The sequence below is a fragment of the Ralstonia chuxiongensis genome (assembly GCF_024158925.1).
Classification (GTDB): Bacteria; Pseudomonadota; Gammaproteobacteria; order Burkholderiales; family Burkholderiaceae; genus Ralstonia; species Ralstonia chuxiongensis.
On sequence record NZ_JAMYWC010000001.1, the window covers coordinates 900,843 to 917,441 of the forward strand.

Consider the following 16,599-nt stretch of genomic DNA (forward strand, 5'->3'; position numbering starts at 1 on the left):
TTCAGGCCGCGGCCGTCGTCGACAGCCAGTTGCGCAGGATGGCCACGCTGTAGCGTGAATCCACCTGTGCGATGAACTGCGCAAAGTCCACGCTGGCCGCGTCATCGGCGCGGTCGGAAATCGTGCGGATGGCGGCAAACGGCACGCCCCACTCGTGGCACACCTGCGCTACCGCGGCGCCTTCCATCTCGACGGCCAGAGCATCCGGCAAGGCCGTACGCAGCACCGCGCTTTCTGCCGAGGTGCAGACAAAGCGGTCCCCGCTGACGATGAGGCCGCGATGCACCTGCGGCGCCGCAATCCCGAAGGCCCGCATGACATCCGGACCCAGCAGCGCGTGCGGGTCGGCGAGCACAGCGCCAGCGCTTTCCAGCAGCCCGCTGGCGAGCGACACGTCGGCAGGAAAACGCGCCATGCCAGTCAGGGGAATTTCCCAGCGCGGAAACAGCGGCGAGGCATCGACATCGTGCTGCAGCAGCTCTTCCGACACCACGACGTCGCCCACGGCCACGCCCGGCGCCAATGCGCCGGCCACGCCAGCAAACACCACGGCGCGTACGTTGAACTGCGTGATCAGCACGGCGGTGGTGGACGCCGCCGCCACCTTGCCCACGCGCGACAGCACCACAACGACCGCATGGCCGTCCAACTCGCCCGTCCAGAAATCGCGGCTGCCGATGTGGACGCACTGCGCGCCGGACAGCCACGTCAGCAGTTCGTTGATCTCTTCATGCAGGGCAGCGACGATGCCGATCGGACCACGGGCGTTGGACTGGGAAGACGGAGTGTTCATGCAAGATGCGGCGCCGGCTCGGGGCGCAGATACGTCGAAAGACGCCATTGTCGCCGCAATCTGGCACCCGCCGGCATCGTCGATCAAAGGCGCTGCGCCGCGCGTTGCACGGCGTCGTGGCGATCTGCTCGCAAACGATCCAGCCGCGAGGTCACCGCTTCGAGAATCTCCTGTGCCGCGCGCTCGGGGCGGCCGCAATCGAACGGCGGCGCGGGCGCGTATTCGATACCGAGCTGCACGGCCTGCGCATGCTCGACACCGGCAATGTCCGCCATGACCGTCAGCGCCATGTCGATGCCGGCCGTCACGCCGCCGCCGGTGATGAGGTTGCCGTCACGCACCACGCGGGCTTCGTCCACCGTGGCACCAAACGCGGGCAGCAGATTGCGCCACGCCCAGTGGCAGCCCGCGCGCTTGCCCCGCAGCAACCCTGCCGCGCCCAACACCAGAGAGCCAGTGCAGACTGACGTGACATAGCGCGCGCCGTCGGCCAGGCGCCGGACTTCGCGCACGAACTCGGCGTCTTCCATGGCTTCAATCACGCCAAAACCGCCGGGCACGCAGATCAGGTCAGCATGGGGAATATCCGCCAGCCGCTGCACGTTCGAGATGGTGAGGCCGCCATCGGCGTGAATCTCTCCGCCGCCCGCCGAGGCAACAACGCATTGCGCGCCGGGCAGCCGCCAGAACACTTCGTGCGGGCCGGTGAAATCCAGCTGGGTGACGCGGTTGTACAGCGCAAAGACAACGATGAACGGGGAAGTCGTCATGGTTCGGCTCTCCTGAGAGTGATGCGGTGGTGGGTTGACGCTTCACAGGATCGCGCTCTATCGTGTTGGCAGCAATGACCAGTCTCCCACTTTTTCTGCCATGGCCCACCGCATCGCTGTGCTGATCTTTCCGGACTTCCAACTGCTCGACGCTGCCGGGCCGGTGGCGGCATTTGAAGTGGCCAGCCGATATCGGGACGATCACTACGCGCTGCGCACGATTTCCGCCCAGGCCGGCCTCGTCCGCAGCTCCTCCGGTGCGCGCTGGGATGCCGACGCCCTGCCCCCAGCCAGCCAGGTCGACACGTTGCTCATTGCCGGCGGCGACGGCGTGGACGCCGCCATGGCCGATGCGCGAACGCGCCGCTTTGTGCAGCGCTGCTCGGCCCGCGGCGCGCGTGTGGCCAGCGTCTGTTCGGGCAGCCTACTGCTGGCCGCCACGGGCCTGTTGAACGGCCGGCGCGCCACCACGCACTGGAGCCGCAGCGAGCAGTTCGCACGCACGTTCCCGCAGGTGCAGCTCGAGCCCGACCACATCTACGTGAACGATGGCCCGATCTGGACCAGCGCCGGCATCAGCGCCGGCATCGACTTGGCGCTTGCCCTCATCGCCGAAGACCTGGGCGAGCGCCTGGCCCGTGCGGTGGCGCGTCAGCTTGTCGTGTACTACCGGCGGCCCGGCGGGCAGTCGCAGTTTTCAGCGCTGAATGAGATGGATTCGGCACGCGGCCGCTTCAAACCGCTGCTGGATCATGTGCGGCGCAACTTGAGCGCACCGCATCGCGTTGGCGATCTGGCCGAGCACGCCTGCATGAGCCCCCGCCATTTCGCACGCGCGTTCCAGGTCGAAACGGGCCTCACCCCTGCAAAGGCCGTGGAAAAATTGCGCGTGGAGGCTGCGCGCGCCGCGCTGGAAAGCGGTGCCGTCTCCATGCAGCGCGTGGCTACCGAGTGCGGTTTTGGCGATACCGAGCGCATGCGGCGCAGTTTTCAGCGCCTGTTGGGCGTGCCGCCATCTTCCCTGCGCGACCGATAACGCCATTTAACCCGCGTCGCTTCGCCATTCGCCCGCCTTGGGCCCAATCTTTGCGTCCGCACCCCGACGCCGCCCGACACCAACAGGAGGGGGCCGAAACAAGGAACGTAACGAACCAAGGAGGAGACGCGTATGAACACTCGGGAAATGCTGGCCATCTTGGGGGTTACGCTGGCTGTGATCACAGCCTATTCGCTTGCCCGTGATCTGACGGACGAGCCGCTGGGGTTGCTGGCGCCGCAAAGCGGTCTGGTGCACGTGCAAGCGCAGGTGAATGCGCCCCATCAGTAACGCGCATGGCGCGCAAACGCCACCGCACCTTCCTGACCGAATGGCCGCCGCGTCTGAGCGCCAACGTGTTCAGCCCGCTTTCGCTCGCTGCCGCTTCGTCTCCTTGACGGCCGTGGGGTGGACGACCGCCGTATCCTCCGGAGCCAGCGCGCGCCCATCCTGCGCACGGAGTTCAAGCCGGGGCACCGGCTTACCCGTTGCCTTCTCGACGAGCACAACGTGCGCCTCATCCGGCCCGAAGCAGAACGCTTCGCCCCACTGCCGCAACGCCACCAGCAGCGGAAACAGCGCGCGCCCTTTCTCGGTCAGCACGTAGTCCTGATACGCACTGCCGTCAGCCGCCGGCACCGTTTCGAGAATGTCGTGCGCCACGAGGTTGCGCAGCCGCACCGCCAGGATGTTCTTCGACAGCCCGAGACTGCGCTGAAACTCGCCAAAGCGGCGCAGGCCATCAAACGCATCGCGCACGATCAGCAGCGACCACCAGTCGCCAATGGCATCCAGCGGCCTTGCGACGCCGCAAAGAGAATCCGCGTGGCTTGTACGTTTGACCATCTGTATTGCGCGTACCGTGCGCGCCCTCACATTCAATGTGGTTGCAATGTAAAACCTCGACTGCTATAACGCAACGGTTTCATATTAAAACCACCTGGATGAGGAGGTAGCACGGCATGCACCTTGACGCGTTCCTTGGGATGTACCCCTATACCGCTCGCTTTACCAATGCACCGGGCTTTCAGATGCATTACGTGGACGAAGGCCCCGCCGATGGCGAAGTCGTGCTGTGCCTGCATGGCGAGCCAACGTGGGGCTTCCTCTTCCGGCACCTGATTGCGGCGCTGCGCGGCACCCACCGCGTGGTGGCACCCGACCACATGGGCTTCGGCAAGAGCGAAACGCCGCCGTCACGCAGCTACTGGCTGCAAGACCATATCGACAACCTCGAGAGCTTGGTGCTTGCGCTGGACCTGCGCGACATCACGCTCGTCATGCACGACTTTGGTGGGCCGGTTGGCATGGGGCTCGCGTCACGGTATCCGGATCGCGTGCGGCGCATCGTCAGCGTCAACGGGCCGACGCCGTTCGGGCAGGCGACGTTGGGTGAACGCCTGACCGCCAATGCAGCGGTGTCGCCGTGGTTTCAGTGGATCGTGCGGGCGGAATCGGAGGGGCGCCTTGAAGCGGTACTGGGCGAACTTGGCTTCAACATCCTCAGCACGTTGAAGCTCAACGGCTTTGAAGATCACCGGCTCATCAACGATGTGTGGTTGCAAGCGTACGGCGCGCGCTTTGCCACGCCCGCTGACTGCGCGGGCGCCGTCGGCTGGGCCAAAGGCTTTGCTATCGGCGCGCACCGTTTTGAAACGCCGGACAGTGCGGCGCGCCGTGCCATCGGCACCAAGCCCGCCATGGCGATCTGGGGCATGGCAGATCGCACGCTGCATGCTGAGCATTTCCTGCCGCTCTTCAGTGAGCTGTTCCCGGATGCGCCGGTGCATTGGTTGCCCGGCGTTGGACATTACAGCTTTGAAGATGCGCCCGATGCGATTGCCAATCGTATCGCGACGTTTCTCGCGCAAACGTGAGGGCATAGCATCCGCCGACTACGACGCCGCATACATGCAAAAACGCAGCGGACGCGACTGCGTAGTCTGTGCCCAAGGGCAGGCTACGCTTGCTCGCGCTGCCCTGACACAGCCGCCTGACCAAGCCTGACTTCCGCCACCAGACCACCACCTTCTCGATTGCGCAACGTAAGCCCGCCGCCTGCGGCCACCGCCAGTTGCTGCGCAATCGCCAAGCCCAGCCCCGTGCCGCCCGTCTCGCGGCTGCGCGAATTTTCCAACCGCACAAACGGCTGTAACACGGCATCGAGCTTGTCTTCGGGAATACCGGGCCCACGGTCGCGCACTTCGATCACCACGGCTTCGCCGTCGCGGCGCACACCAACTTCCGCCGCGCCGCCAAACTTGATGGCGTTGTCGGCGAGGTTGGTCAGCACGCGGCGCAGCGCGTGGGGGCGCGTGACGATGGCGCCGGTTGCGTGCTGCTCCAGCGTGACGGGCTTGCCGGTGTCCTGGTAGTCGTACACGAGGCTTTCGACAAATGACCCGACGTCGATGCGCGAGGGCTTTTCACCATCGCCATGCGCGCTGCGCGCATAGGCCAGGCCTTCTCGCACGAGCGTTTCGATCTCGGCCAGATCGCTCAACAGCTTGCGCTTCTCTTCAGAGTCTTCCGCCATTTCAGCGCGCAGCTTCATGCGCGTGATGGGCGTCTGCAAGTCATGCGAAATGGCGGCCAGAATCTGCACGCGCTCTTCAACAAAGCGGGCAATGCGCTGGCGCATGGCGTTGAAGGCGTGTGCGGCGCGCGCCAGTTCGGTGGGGCCTGTCTCGTCCAGCGGCGGCGTCTGTGCGTTGGGGTTGAGTGCATCGGCGGCGGCGGCCAATGCCACCAGCGGGCGAATCGACAATCGCACCGCAAACCAGCAGCACACGATCAGCAGCAGCAATTGCACCACCAGCACATACGGCAGCCACTGCGCGATGGGCGTCATGCGCGGGTGCACATCAATGGTGAGCGTGCTGCCGTCGCTCAGCGTGAGGTGCGCCTGCAGTTGCTTGCCGTCGCCGGGAATCGACTCGACCGTCACGGGAAAGCGGCCGCCGCTGGCCTCGCTGATGCGCGCGGCGATGTCCTTGCCGCGCTGGGTCATCTCTGGCACGCCAGGCACGCCTGGACCCAGGATGTATTGATAGTTGCCGCGGTTCAGGCGCGACAGCCACTGCGGGCGCTCGTCCGCAGGCAGACGATCGAGGATGGCGATGGCTGTGGACACATCCGTTTCGAGCGTGCCCAGCATGACCTCGCGCGCGCTCATGTAGCGCTCGGAAAACAGCACGGCAAACGACAGCGCATACGCCACCACCAGACCCGCCAGCAGGATCACGAACAGGCGTGAGCCCAGCGTGCGCGGCCACGCCCAGGCACGCGCACCCATTGCTGTGTTCATTGGCGCGCCTCCTTGATCTCCACCGGCTTGGCAAAGACATAGCCCTCGCTGCGCACGGTCTTGATGTACGCCGGATCGCGCGCATCGTCATTCAGGCGCTGGCGCAGGCGGCTGACCAGCAGATCGACGGATCGTTCGAACATCTCGGCCTCGCGGCCCTGCGTGAGGTTGAGCAGTTGATCCCGGTTGAACACACGCATCGGATGGTCGACAAACACGCGCAGCAGCCGGTATTCCGCGCCGCTCAGGGCGACGATGGTGCCTTCGGCATCGATCAGGTGGCGCGCGGTGGTATCGAGGTGCCACTCGCCAAAGGCCAGCATCTGGCCCGCTTCGGAAATCTGCAGGTTGGGCGGCAGCATGCGCGTGCGGCGCAGCACGGCTTTGATACGGGCAAGCAGTTCGCGTGCGGCAAACGGTTTGGCCACGTAATCGTCGGCGCCCATTTCCAGGCCGATGATGCGGTCGGTCTCGTCATCGCGCGCGGTGAGCATCAACACGGGCGTGGCCTTGTGCTTGCCGGCGCGCAGCTCGCGACACAGCACCAGGCCGTCGTCGCCGGGCAGCATCAGGTCGAGCACGATCAGGTCGACGGTGTTGGCCTCCAGAAACGCACGCATGTGGCGCCCATCGGGCGAGGCCGTCACACGCAGCCCGTTCTTGGTGAGATAGGTCGAAACGAGTTCGCGGATCTCGCGGTCATCATCGACGATCAGGATGTGGTCGACGTGGGCGTCCATGGGGTGACCTCGGCACGATGGAAGGTGGAAGGAAGGCGCCATTTTGCGCCTCTCGGTGTGACGTCGCGAGCCCGTGTTGTATCGGAATGCATCTGGCGGACGCGTTTGTACAGTCCGATACAAAGTCGCCCCCGCGGCGATACATGCCAGCTACGCGCGCGGCGTCTGATGGAGGCAATCCCGATCCCTTGCCGAGGAATGTCGATCATGAGCCTGCTGATACTCGCCTACCTGGGCGGCGTGCTGACCATCTTGAGTCCGTGCATCCTGCCCGTCCTGCCGTTTGTATTGAGCCGTACCGGCCAGCCCTTTGTGCGCGGCAAGCTGCCGATGCTCGCCGGCATGGCGCTCACCTTTGCCGGCTTTGCCACGCTGCTCTCGGCCGGCGGTGCGTGGGCCGTGCGTGCCAACGAGGTGGGCCGGTTTGCGGCGCTCGCGCTGCTGGCGGTGTTCGGGCTGTCGCTGCTGTGGCCCAGGCTGGCCGATCTGATGGCGCGGCCGGCGGTGGCACTGGGCAACCGGCTGGCTGGGCAAGCGGCTACGGGCGGAGCATCGGCGGAACCTTCGGTGGCGGGCTCGCTGCTGCTGGGCTTGGCCACGGGGATGCTGTGGGCGCCATGTGCGGGGCCGATCCTCGGTTTGGTGCTGACCGGCGTGGCACTCAATGGCGCCAGCGTGTCCAGCGCGTTGGCCCTGGCGGCCTACGCCGCAGGCGCGGCCACATCGCTGGCAGCAGCGCTGGGGTTGGGCGCGCGCGTGTTCGCCGCCATGAAGCGCTCCATGGGCCTGGGCGAATGGGCGCGTCGCATCATGGGCGCAGGCGTGCTGGGCGGCGTAGCACTCATCGGGCTGAGGGCGGATACCGGCCTGCTGGCGCGCCTGTCTTCCGGCGGCACCACGCAGCTTGAGCAGGCGCTGGTGAGCGGGCTGGGCGGGCCGGGCGTGAGCCGCCCTGCGCCCCAGGCGAGCCTTAACGTGGTCTCCGAAGCCAACGCCGCACCTTTAGGCCAACCCAGCGGCTTGCCCGTGGAGGGCCGTGTGGCGTCGTTCGACGGCGCGGTGCAGTGGCTCAATTCCGCACCGCTCACGGGCGACCAACTGCGCGGCAAGGTCACGCTGGTCTATTTCTGGACGTACTCCTGCATCAACTGCATCCGCACGCTGCCTTACCTGCGCGCGTGGGCCGACAAGTACAAAGACCAGGGCCTGACCGTGGTGGGCGTACACACGCCGGAATTCGCGTTCGAAAAGTCGCCCGAGAACGTCGCCCGCGCCGTCAGCGGCTTTCGCGTCAACTTTCCGGTGGCCATCGACAGCAACTACCGCATCTGGAACGCCTTCCGCAACAGCTACTGGCCGGCCGCGTACTTTGTCGATGCCCAGGGCAACATCCGGCACCACCAGTTTGGCGAGGGCGATTACGCCGCCTCTGAACGCGTCATCCAGGCCTTGCTGGCCGAGGCAGGCAACAGGCAGGTAGCGGGCGGCGTGGTCGTGCCCGACGCCCCCGGGGCACAGGCCGCGCCGGACCTGGACAACGTCCGCTCGCCGGAAACGTACGTCGGCTACGCGCAAGCCGACCGCTTTGCATCGCCGGGCGGCGCGCAGATCGGCACGTCGCACGCATACAGCGTCGGCAAGCTCGGCCTGAACGATTGGGGCCTGTCGGGCCAATGGACCATCGACGCCGAGCAAGCCACGCTCGACCGCGCCAACGGCAGCATCGTCTACCGATTCCACGCGCGCGATCTGCACCTCGTGCTCGGGCCCGCTGCCGACCGCCGCGCCGTGCGCTTCACCGTCACGATCGACGGCAAGGCCCCCGGCAACAGCCATGGCGCCGATACCGATGCCCACGGCAACGGCGCCATCACGCAAACGCGCCTCTACCAACTGGTCCGCCAGGCCGGTACGGTGGGCGAGCACACATTCGAGATCCGCTTCCTTGATGCAGGGGCGCATGCCTACGCCTTCACCTTCGGCTAATGCCGCCGCCAACGCCGCTACAGCGCGCGGCCTTTTTGTACGCGTTTGTATCCAGCCGCTACAGAGATACACGCCCAGACAGAAAGGCCCTTCCGCGCTACTTCAGGGATACGTCGGCCCTCTTTAATACGTCTCGTGGCCCCGGCAACAAGCGCACACCAAGCCGCTGGCGCCGGGACGCAAACCCAACCCCCAGTCTTCCCGCTTCATCAAAAAAGAGATCACCATGACCCGCATCGAAAACGTTCTGTACACCGCCAAAGTCAACGTCACCGGCGGCCGCGATGGCCAGGCCCACAGCGATGACGACCGCCTGAACCTGAAGCTGTCGCCTCCGGGCAGCAGCGGCCGCGGCACGAACCCCGAGCAACTGTTTGCCGCGGGCTGGTCGGCCTGCTTTATCGGCGCAATGGGCCGCGCGGCCAGTCAGATGAAGATCAAACTGCCGGCCGATCTGTCCTTGAATACCGAAGTGGACCTGGGCACCACCGACGACGCGTTCTTCCTGCAAGCACGCCTGAACGTCAGCCTGCCCGGCCTGGACCGCGAAGTGGCGCAGGCCGTGGTCGAAGCCGCTCACCAGATCTGCCCGTATTCGAAGGCCACGCGCGGCAACATTCACGTCGAGCTGAACGTGATCTGACGCATCGCATGGCCCGCCGCACATCGTCAGCGGCTGGCGGGCCTTCACCAGCAATCTTTCAGGGAACCCACATCATGCGTACGCCCCTCCGCGCCGCCCTTGCGGCACTCGCCATCGGCGCCGTCTACTTTGTCGGGACTGGCGCGCCCGCCTTCAGCCAGACCGCCGCGACCGGCGCGGCGGCACCCGAATTCACAGGCATCAACCAGTGGCTGAATTCACAACCGCTGTCGATGAAGGACCTGCGCGGCAAGGTCGTGCTGGTGGATTTCTGGACGTACTCGTGCATCAACTGCCTCAACACGCTGCCGCACGTGAAGCAGTGGTACGACAAATACAAGGATCAGGGCCTGGTCGTGGTGGGCGTGCACACGCCGGAATACGCGTTCGAAAAATCGACCGCCAACGTGCAGGAGGCGCTCAAGCGCCTGGACGTGCGCTACCCGGTCGCGCAGGACAACAGCTACGCAACGTGGTCGGCCTTCCACAACCAGTTCTGGCCGGCGCTGTACCTGATCGATACCGATGGGCGCATCGTCTATCAGCACTTTGGCGAAGGCCGCTATGCCGAGACGGAAGCCGCCATCCAGAAGCTGCTGGCAGACCGCAAACCGCAGAAGCCTGCGTGATGAGGCTGCGTGAGAAGTCCCGCCCCGACGGCGCTTATGAACGCCAGCGGGCGGGGCGTTTTTCCAGGAAGGCGTCGATGCCCTCGCCGGCGTCTTCTTCCATCATGTTGCGGGCCATGACGTCGCCCGCGTAGGCATAGGCATCGGCAAGCGACATCTCCCGTTGTCGATAGACCATCGCCTTGCCGTAGCGGATGGCGGTGGGGCTCTTCGACACGATGTCCGCCACCTTGCGAGCCACGGCAGCATCCAGCCCCTCAGCGGGCACGGCCTCGTTGATGAGGCCCCAGTCTGCGGCCGTGGCGGCATCGATAAAGCGGCCCGTCACCAGCATGTCGAACGCGCGCTTCGCAAGCACGTTGCGCGACAACGCCACCGCAGGCGTCGAGCAGAACAGGCCGACGTTGATGCCTGACACCGCAAACCGCGCCGCATCTGAAGCAATGGCCAGGTCACAACTGCCAACCAACTGGCAACCCGCAGCGGTCGCCACGCCATGCACGCGCGCGATGACCGGCACCGGAAGCGCCTGAATCGCCTGCATCACCACGCTGCACCGCGCAAATAGCGCCTGGTAATACGCAAGCTCGGGCGTGCCGCGCATTTCCCGCAAATCGTGGCCGGCGCAGAACGCCTTGCCCTCGGCGCCGAGCACCACGCAGCGCACCGCTGGATCTCGCGCAATGTTGTCCAAAACGCGCTGCAGCGCATCAAGCATGGCTTCTGACAGCGCGTTGAACTGCAAAGGCCGATTCAGTCGCAGCGTGACGACGCCATCGCGGTCATCGCGCAGGACAGGTGCGTCAGCGGCGGCATTGGTGGTGGGGTGAGGTTGCATGTGCACTCCTTTGCAGGCTGGTGCCCTGGGGTGGGCACCAGTCTATCTCCGCCGGGCGGCCACCGCACTCCGGCGTTGCCAGTAGGTGCCGGCTGGCCGTCAGCGGCACCAGACCTGAAAGGCCTACCCCTTCGCCGCTTTGACATTGGGCGGGCGCCTGACTATCACGCGTCTATAAGAGGTCGGGCGCCGGCCCCCACAAAATGCGCGGGGCGCACCATTGAAGACGGCCGCCTGGCAACACAATCACATCGCACTCGCACCGGAAGTCACACCACAAGCGAACTAGGTGACACAGTCACCGCAAGGGGGCCAACGTGATGTCGGAAACGCTGGACATGCAGCGAGGCTTGTTGCTGGGCCTCTCGCCAGGACGCCGGACGTACTGGATGGCGCAGGCCGTGGCTTTGCTGTCGCTCGTGGTACTGGTGTCGGCCGTGCCGTTCGCCAAGGTTCAGTTGGCGAAACTTCCATCGTTCGTGCCGCTTTACGAGTCGGCCCTCATCCTCAATGACTTGATTACCGCGGCGCTGCTCTTCGGGCAGTTCGCCATCACGCGCTCGCGCGCGATGCTGGCGCTCGCCAGCGGCTACCTGTTCACGGCCGCCACGGCAGTGGGGCATCTGTTGTCATTTCCGGGGCTGTTTGCCTCCGGCGGTCTGCTGGAAGCCGGGCCGCAAAGCACAGCCTGGATCTACATGTTCTGGCACGCGGGCTTTCCGCTGTTTGTCATCGCTTACGCCGTGCTCAAGGGCCGCGAAGAGCGCGAGCCGGACCGCTTTCCAATCCACACGCTGACGCGAAAAACAGCGCTGGGCACCGTGGCGGCCGTGCTGGGCGCAGCGGCCGCGTGCGTGGCGCTTGCCACCGTCGGCGCACATCTCCTGCCCGCCATCATGGCGGCCAACCGCTACACGCCCACGATGGGGATCGTGGCGGGCGGCACGTGGTGCTTTTGCGTGGTCGCGCTGGTCGTGCTCTGGCGCAGCCGCCCGCACCTGACGCTCGACATCTGGTTGATGGTGGTGCTGTGCGTGTGGATCTGCGATGTCGCGCTCAGCGCCGTCTTCAATGGCGGGCGATATGACCTCGGCTTCTATGCCGGCCGCGTGTTCGGGCTGTTGGGGGCGAGCTTTGTGCTGCTGCTGTTGCTGATCGAAAACACCGTGCTGCGTTCCAGGTTGGCAGCGGCGCGCGCGGAACTCGGGCGGCTGGCGGCGAGCAATGCGGGGGATCGGGAGCGGTGACGCGGTGATGCGGCTACGTCCCGCTACGCCCGCCGCACTTGCGTGGCCCGGCCCGGCATCGACATCGCCGCCACCCCCACCACCACGCACGCCAGCCCGATCCACGCAGAAGACGGCAACGACTCCCCCAGAAACACCACGCCGATCGCCACCCCAATCGGCACACGCAAATACGCCTGCGCGGTGGTGCCGATCGCACCCAGCGTCTGGATGAGCCGGAAGTAGATGGCAAAGGCCAGCGCCGTGGAGCGAAGTGTGGGTGGACGCGTGGATGGCGCAGTGGCACGTCAGTCCTACTTCATCCGCTGCTCCCCATACCCCCTAACCACCCCGCGCAACACCCCCACCATGTACTCCCGGTGCTTCTCCTCCTGCGCAGGATTGGTCCAATGCGGCACCGGATACCGCTCGCCCTGCAGGGTCACGCCCTGTGCATCCGCCACACGCTGCCGCCATTCCTGCAGCACCTGATCGAGCTGTGCATCGTCGTTCTGATACCAGGCCTGCACCACGCGGTCGCCCAGCAGGCGTTGCCGCAGGCGGTCGCGCTGTTCGCGCCAGACGGCGATGCGATCGATATCGACCGTGGCGGCCTGTATGTTGCCGTTCAGGTGCTGGGCAGCCAGCAGCTCGTCATGCGCCTGCATGTATGCCTGATATCGCTCGGCCAGTTGTACGGCTTCCGCCAGCGCGGTGGGTGGGAGTTTGCTTTTGAGATAGACCGCCAACTGTTCAGCGCGGTCACCGTCGGGCTTGAGCAGGAAGGTGTTGAACACATTGAGCAACGCGGTATCCACAACCAGCGTTTGCTGCTCTGTGATGGCGAGCGCAGGAGCGATGCCCATGCGGGACGATGTTGTGCCCGGCGCGCTTGCGGGCTGGGCGGACAAGACAGCGGCGCTTGATGTGTGCGGCTCAGTGGCAGCGGCGTTTTCCGATTCAGGCAGCTGCGTCGAAAGCACGCCAATCGACAAGCCGATGACGGCCGCAAAGGCCGCCGCCGCGCACAAGTACAGGCCTTGCCCGTCGCGCAGGGTTTCAGTTCGGATTCGCATTGACGGTGCCCGCGCCATGCAGGGCCGTGCGGCGCCGCTGCATGGCGAGGTACGTGCAGCCGATTAGAACGAACAGCTCGGCACGCTGCCCGACATCGTAAAGCTCGACGTGGTCACGCCGGTGCCCGACGGCACATCATTCGACTTGTAGAGACCGACATTGGCGTACTGATCGCCGCTTTGCGCCGTGGCATCCAGGCTGACGTTGGCCAGGTACGCATTGACCGGGAAGCTCGCGTTGCGGCCGTCGATCTTCGTGTATGCGCCCGACACCGATTGCGTGGAATACGCACCGTTGACCACGATGTTCGACAGCGACGGGCTGCCACCCGTGGTGCACGCGTTGTAGTTGGTGTCCATCACGATCAGGTGCTTCACGCCGGTCATGCAGGTATTGACGTAGCTCACCTGCTTGACGGTGAGCGAGCATGGACCCGTCTTCACGTTGATGCCGTTGTTGTTGGTGGACTGCGTGCCGCTCAGGTCATTCCCGTACACGTAGTTGTTCGTGAACAGGATGTTCGACACGGTGTTCTGGTCGATGCTGCCCACGGACAGACCATGCGTGCCGTGCAGCCGCGTATTCGACACCGTCACGTTGGAGATGTCGCCCGAGTTGGTCTTGACAGCAATGCCGTCGTCGCCGGCCTCGATATCGGATTGCGTGACGGTGGCGTTGGTCAGGCTGTCAATGTCGATGCCGTCTGCGTTCTTGCGCGTGGCCGGCGTGCGGATGGACACAGCCCAGGCGGTAAAGCCGTTGCCGCCTTCCACATACAGGTTCGGGTGCGCGGCCTGCGCCAGCGTGACGTTGTAGACGATGAAGTTGCTGATGTTGCTCGCCTGCACCAGGCGCGGCGTGCCGGAGATGATGTCGCCACGGCCATCCACCGTGCCCGGGCCCATGAGCGATGCATTGGTGCCCGTGAACGACAGCAGGTTGGCGTTGCTGCTGTAGCTGTTGTTGCCGAACAGCGTCACGCCCGAATTGATGACCAGCCCCGCCCCGCTGATGGACAGGCTGCCCGTGTAGAACGCGTCATTCGAGCCGGATGCGGCCAGCACCACGCTCTTGCCGGTGCCCTTGCAGTCGGTCAGGGCCTGCTGAATGACACTGGTGTCGTCGGACGAAGACGACGGCGGCGACGCGCGCTGCGAGCTTGAATACCGCGCATTGATCGTCTTGCAGACGCCCGGATACGCCGGCTGCGTGACGGTGCGGCTATCGCCCGTGGCCAGTGTCTGCGCCCCGGCGGAGCCAGCGGCCAGCAAGGATGCGGCCAGGATCAACCCGACCTTGGTTTGCATGTTCATCGATGTCTCACTCCTGTCTTGGTGTTCGGCACCGCAACGACAGCGTGTCGGTGCCACCTGGGCAGACCGCACCCTCGCCTCAAGATATATCAGCGCATATTCATTGGTATATCAGTGAGGAAAATTGAGAATTCAACCGGAACCCGGGTCGATGGGCGTTTCGCCGCCGAAGACCTGTTCGCAAATGCGAATGCTCACCGCCGTATCGCCCGGCTGAAGGGTGACGCCGCGGCGCCAGTTACCTAAGATGCCGCGCTCCCGACGGGTTGCTACAAGCGACCAAGCCGGGGCCGACGGTCATGCGCAACACCGCGTGCATGACCGTCAACCTCTGGCCACCACTCAGTGCAACCCACTCCCGATGTCGAAGATCAGCAGCGCGAACGGTATCCCGCCGCGGCATGACAGCCCGCCTGACGGGCCGCACGCAGGGCGCTCGACGCGCGTTGCACCACCCGCCTGCGCACCCCGGGCGCCCAGTCCCGGCCTCACGCAACTGCCCAAATCCACCGCAGCACGCCAGCCCGCCGCGCCAACCCGGGTCAAAGCCTTGCGGACGCTCGAAACGCGGCAGCGCCTGCACCGCTTGCGCAAAGAACTCAGCAAGATTGACCCGCCACCCGCCAGCGCCCAAGACGCCCATGCCGACATCCTCGCGGCCATGGCGCGCGCCGGGTTGAGCGGTTGGACGTTACCGGCACTCTCCGACCCCGCCAATGCGCGCCATGCAGATGGGTCGGTGGTGGTGACGCTGGTGTCTCACGCCATCGTCTTCAATGCGGGGGGCGCGTTCCGGATCATCGATCTGCTGCCCCCCGGCAGCGTGTACTTCGAGTTGGCCGGGCACGACGGCGCAGCGTTTGTGCTGCCGTGCGGCTGCGCCCTCGTCGCGGCCCATTAGCGCACGACACCACGGCCCGCAGCCCGCGCATCCGGTATCTCAAAAATTCTCGCCTCAGGGTTATCCGCCATTTCGGTCGGCGCTCACCTTTTCGACACTCCTGCCACACCACCAATAAAACAAGGGGCGGAGACAGGTATGGACCGGAGGCAATTCGTACGGAGTTCGGTAGCACTGGGCGGCGCAATGATGCTGTCGCCCATGGCGCGCGCGGCGGAAGCCGGCGTGTTTGCAGACAAGATCGTCTTTGGGCAGACGGTCGGGTTCGACAGCGTGTGGGGCGGGCTGTACAAGAACTACACCAATGGCCTGCTGGCCGGCTTTGAGCAAGTCAACGCCCAGGGCGGCGTGGCCGGGCGCAAGCTGGTCGTGAAGCGGCTGGAAGACAACTACCTGCCAGAGAAGGCCGTGGCCAACGTCAAGACGCTCATGCAGGAAGGCGTGTTCGGGCTGGTGTGCATGGGCGGCACCGGCAACACCATCGCCGCATTGCCGCTGCTGGAGCAATACCGCCTGCCGATGGTGGGCGCCATGACCGGCGCCACCGCCGCGCGCAAAGCCAGCGCACCACTGTTCCACACGCGCGCCAGCTACGCCGACGAAGTCACGAAGATGGTGCAGCACGCCACCACCATCGGGCTCAAGCGCGTGGCCGTGGTCTACCAGGACAACCCCTTCGGTTCCGGCAATGCCGACGCCGCCAAGGCTGCCGCCAGCAAGTTCGGCGCGCAGATCGTCGCGCTCATCCCGCACAACGCCAAGGGCGACGACATCGACATGGTGGTCGACAAGATTGCCGCCGCCAACCCGCAGACCACACTGCTGTTTACGTCGCCCACCTCCGTGGCCGACATGCTGATGCGCTATCAGGCCAAGCACGGCCCCGTGCCGTTGCCGCAGCCGTGGATTCTGTCCGTGACCACGCCCAAGACCGTGTTCGAGAAAGCCGGCACGCTGGCCCATGGCGTGGCTGTCACGCAAGTCATGCCGGGCCCCAACGTGCGGACCCAGCCGCTGGTGCGCGCGTTTCGCGAGGCCAACGACAAGTTTGGCGACCACAACAACCAGACCTACGAAGCGGTGGAGGGCTTTCTCACCGCCCGCGTCATCGTGGAGGGCCTGAAGGCCTGCGGCGGCAACCCCACACGCGACGGCTTTATCCAGGCGCTGGAAGGCTTCGGCACGCGCGACTTTGGCGGCGTGCGCGTCCATTACGACCGCAACAACCACGCCGGGCTCGACTACGTCGACGTAACCATGATCGGCAGCAACGGCCACCTGGTCGGCTGAGCCATGCGCGGCTTGTGAGTTCAAAGGCTTGACGCCCGCCCGGCGCCGGA

Annotated in this window: 17 protein-coding genes and 1 pseudogene; 9 read left to right on the top strand and 9 right to left on the bottom strand. The window is 65.5% G+C overall.

What is annotated here, in order from left to right:
- Position 1: 1 nt before the first annotated feature.
- Complete coding sequence (locus tag NKG59_RS03890) at positions 2 to 793, bottom strand: 5'-methylthioadenosine/adenosylhomocysteine nucleosidase (protein ID WP_253535433.1); 792 nt, start codon at positions 791 to 793, stop codon at positions 2 to 4.
- 83 nt (positions 794 to 876) lie between these two features.
- Positions 877 to 1,563 (bottom strand): DJ-1/PfpI family protein, encoded by a 687-nt coding sequence (locus NKG59_RS03895; protein ID WP_253535434.1) that lies wholly within the window; start codon positions 1,561 to 1,563, stop codon positions 877 to 879.
- A gap of 100 nt (positions 1,564 to 1,663) precedes the next feature.
- Here NKG59_RS03895 and NKG59_RS03900 point away from each other — a divergent pair, with 100 nt between their 5' ends.
- Both NKG59_RS03900 and NKG59_RS03905 read left to right on the top strand, forming a co-directional pair.
- Positions 1,664 to 2,599: a GlxA family transcriptional regulator gene (locus tag NKG59_RS03900; protein WP_253535435.1), complete on the top strand. Its 936-nt coding sequence runs from the start codon at positions 1,664 to 1,666 to the stop codon at positions 2,597 to 2,599.
- 132 nt (positions 2,600 to 2,731) lie between these two features.
- Positions 2,732 to 2,890 (top strand): hypothetical protein, encoded by a 159-nt coding sequence (locus NKG59_RS03905; RefSeq protein WP_253535436.1) that lies wholly within the window; start codon positions 2,732 to 2,734, stop codon positions 2,888 to 2,890.
- Between the two features lie 69 nt (positions 2,891 to 2,959).
- Here the strand turns inward: NKG59_RS03905 and NKG59_RS03910 are convergent, their stop codons facing one another.
- Positions 2,960 to 3,445: a winged helix-turn-helix transcriptional regulator gene (locus NKG59_RS03910; protein ID WP_200869057.1), complete on the bottom strand. Its 486-nt coding sequence runs from the start codon at positions 3,443 to 3,445 to the stop codon at positions 2,960 to 2,962.
- A 116-nt stretch (positions 3,446 to 3,561) separates the two neighbouring features.
- Between NKG59_RS03910 and NKG59_RS03915 the strand changes: the two genes are divergently transcribed.
- On the top strand, positions 3,562 to 4,476 hold the full coding sequence (locus NKG59_RS03915) for an alpha/beta fold hydrolase (protein ID WP_253535437.1): 915 nt from the start codon (positions 3,562 to 3,564) through the stop codon (positions 4,474 to 4,476).
- Between the two features lie 83 nt (positions 4,477 to 4,559).
- On the opposite strand, the gene NKG59_RS03920 is transcribed toward NKG59_RS03915, so the two are convergent.
- Together NKG59_RS03920 and NKG59_RS03925 are read right to left on the bottom strand one after the other, a co-directional pair.
- Positions 4,560 to 5,906 carry a sensor histidine kinase gene (locus NKG59_RS03920; protein ID WP_476655361.1) on the bottom strand — a complete coding sequence of 449 codons (1,347 nt, stop codon included), beginning with the start codon at positions 5,904 to 5,906 and terminating at the stop codon, positions 4,560 to 4,562.
- Positions 5,903 to 6,646: a response regulator gene (locus NKG59_RS03925; RefSeq protein ID WP_045205459.1), complete on the bottom strand. Its 744-nt coding sequence runs from the start codon at positions 6,644 to 6,646 to the stop codon at positions 5,903 to 5,905. Before NKG59_RS03925 ends, NKG59_RS03920 begins: the two co-directional genes overlap by 4 nt.
- 207 nt (positions 6,647 to 6,853) lie before the next feature.
- Here NKG59_RS03925 and NKG59_RS03930 point away from each other — a divergent pair, with 207 nt between their 5' ends.
- The 3 genes from NKG59_RS03930 to NKG59_RS03940 all read left to right on the top strand — a co-directional run bounded on the left by NKG59_RS03930 (position 6,854) and on the right by NKG59_RS03940 (position 9,904).
- Positions 6,854 to 8,632 carry a cytochrome c biogenesis protein DipZ gene (locus NKG59_RS03930; protein ID WP_253535438.1) on the top strand — a complete coding sequence of 593 codons (1,779 nt, stop codon included), beginning with the start codon at positions 6,854 to 6,856 and terminating at the stop codon, positions 8,630 to 8,632.
- 226 nt (positions 8,633 to 8,858) lie between these two features.
- Positions 8,859 to 9,275 carry an organic hydroperoxide resistance protein gene (locus tag NKG59_RS03935; protein WP_045205460.1) on the top strand — a complete coding sequence of 139 codons (417 nt, stop codon included), beginning with the start codon at positions 8,859 to 8,861 and terminating at the stop codon, positions 9,273 to 9,275.
- Positions 9,276 to 9,349: 74 nt separating this feature from the next.
- Positions 9,350 to 9,904, top strand: coding sequence for a thioredoxin family protein (locus NKG59_RS03940; protein ID WP_253535439.1), 555 nt, complete (start codon positions 9,350 to 9,352; stop codon positions 9,902 to 9,904).
- A 34-nt stretch (positions 9,905 to 9,938) separates the two neighbouring features.
- Here the strand turns inward: NKG59_RS03940 and NKG59_RS03945 are convergent, their stop codons facing one another.
- Positions 9,939 to 10,742, bottom strand: a complete 804-nt coding sequence (locus tag NKG59_RS03945) for an enoyl-CoA hydratase (protein WP_253535440.1) — start codon at positions 10,740 to 10,742, stop codon at positions 9,939 to 9,941.
- A gap of 320 nt (positions 10,743 to 11,062) precedes the next feature.
- On the opposite strand from NKG59_RS03945, the gene NKG59_RS03950 reads away from it, so the two are divergent.
- Positions 11,063 to 11,989: an MASE4 domain-containing protein gene (locus NKG59_RS03950; protein WP_253535442.1), complete on the top strand. Its 927-nt coding sequence runs from the start codon at positions 11,063 to 11,065 to the stop codon at positions 11,987 to 11,989.
- 23 nt (positions 11,990 to 12,012) lie between these two features.
- Here the strand turns inward: NKG59_RS03950 and NKG59_RS03955 are convergent.
- The 3 genes and pseudogenes from NKG59_RS03955 to NKG59_RS03965 form a co-directional block, all read right to left on the bottom strand.
- Positions 12,013 to 12,237, bottom strand: a pseudogene (locus tag NKG59_RS03955) (EamA/RhaT family transporter); the annotation flags it as partial.
- Positions 12,238 to 12,282: 45 nt separating this feature from the next.
- Positions 12,283 to 13,044 carry a hypothetical protein gene (locus tag NKG59_RS03960; protein ID WP_253535444.1) on the bottom strand — a complete coding sequence of 254 codons (762 nt, stop codon included), beginning with the start codon at positions 13,042 to 13,044 and terminating at the stop codon, positions 12,283 to 12,285.
- 63 nt (positions 13,045 to 13,107) lie between these two features.
- Positions 13,108 to 14,358, bottom strand: a complete 1,251-nt coding sequence (locus tag NKG59_RS03965) for a glycosyl hydrolase family 28 protein (protein ID WP_253535446.1) — start codon at positions 14,356 to 14,358, stop codon at positions 13,108 to 13,110.
- 550 nt (positions 14,359 to 14,908) lie between these two features.
- On the opposite strand from NKG59_RS03965, the gene NKG59_RS03970 reads away from it, so the two are divergent.
- On the top strand, positions 14,909 to 15,259 hold the full coding sequence (locus NKG59_RS03970) for a hypothetical protein (RefSeq protein ID WP_253535448.1): 351 nt from the start codon (positions 14,909 to 14,911) through the stop codon (positions 15,257 to 15,259).
- A 138-nt stretch (positions 15,260 to 15,397) separates the two neighbouring features.
- Entirely contained in the window at positions 15,398 to 16,549 is a 1,152-nt protein-coding gene (locus NKG59_RS03975) for an ABC transporter substrate-binding protein (RefSeq protein ID WP_082076128.1), read from the top strand.
- Positions 16,550 to 16,599 lie beyond the last annotated feature (50 nt).

Excerpts from the sequence above, each read along its gene's own strand:
- NKG59_RS03965 (WP_253535446.1), bottom strand. The coding sequence starts at position 14,358 with ATGAACATGCAAACCAAGGTCGGGTTGATCCTGGCCGCATCCTTGCTG.
- NKG59_RS03935 (WP_045205460.1), top strand. The coding sequence starts at position 8,859 with ATGACCCGCATCGAAAACGTTCTGTACACCGCCAAAGTCAACGTCACC.
- NKG59_RS03945 (WP_253535440.1), bottom strand. The coding sequence starts at position 10,742 with ATGCAACCTCACCCCACCACCAATGCCGCCGCTGACGCACCTGTCCTG.
- NKG59_RS03905 (WP_253535436.1), top strand. The coding sequence starts at position 2,732 with ATGAACACTCGGGAAATGCTGGCCATCTTGGGGGTTACGCTGGCTGTG.
- NKG59_RS03975 (WP_082076128.1), top strand. The coding sequence starts at position 15,398 with ATGGACCGGAGGCAATTCGTACGGAGTTCGGTAGCACTGGGCGGCGCA.
- NKG59_RS03920 (WP_476655361.1), bottom strand. The coding sequence starts at position 5,906 with ATGAACACAGCAATGGGTGCGCGTGCCTGGGCGTGGCCGCGCACGCTG.
- NKG59_RS03940 (WP_253535439.1), top strand. The coding sequence starts at position 9,350 with ATGCGTACGCCCCTCCGCGCCGCCCTTGCGGCACTCGCCATCGGCGCC.
- NKG59_RS03900 (WP_253535435.1), top strand. The coding sequence starts at position 1,664 with ATGGCCCACCGCATCGCTGTGCTGATCTTTCCGGACTTCCAACTGCTC.
- NKG59_RS03950 (WP_253535442.1), top strand. The coding sequence starts at position 11,063 with ATGTCGGAAACGCTGGACATGCAGCGAGGCTTGTTGCTGGGCCTCTCG.
- NKG59_RS03960 (WP_253535444.1), bottom strand. The coding sequence starts at position 13,044 with ATGCGAATCCGAACTGAAACCCTGCGCGACGGGCAAGGCCTGTACTTG.
- NKG59_RS03915 (WP_253535437.1), top strand. The coding sequence starts at position 3,562 with ATGCACCTTGACGCGTTCCTTGGGATGTACCCCTATACCGCTCGCTTT.
- NKG59_RS03925 (WP_045205459.1), bottom strand. The coding sequence starts at position 6,646 with ATGGACGCCCACGTCGACCACATCCTGATCGTCGATGATGACCGCGAG.
- NKG59_RS03930 (WP_253535438.1), top strand. The coding sequence starts at position 6,854 with ATGAGCCTGCTGATACTCGCCTACCTGGGCGGCGTGCTGACCATCTTG.
- NKG59_RS03890 (WP_253535433.1), bottom strand. The coding sequence starts at position 793 with ATGAACACTCCGTCTTCCCAGTCCAACGCCCGTGGTCCGATCGGCATC.
- NKG59_RS03910 (WP_200869057.1), bottom strand. The coding sequence starts at position 3,445 with ATGGTCAAACGTACAAGCCACGCGGATTCTCTTTGCGGCGTCGCAAGG.
- NKG59_RS03895 (WP_253535434.1), bottom strand. The coding sequence starts at position 1,563 with ATGACGACTTCCCCGTTCATCGTTGTCTTTGCGCTGTACAACCGCGTC.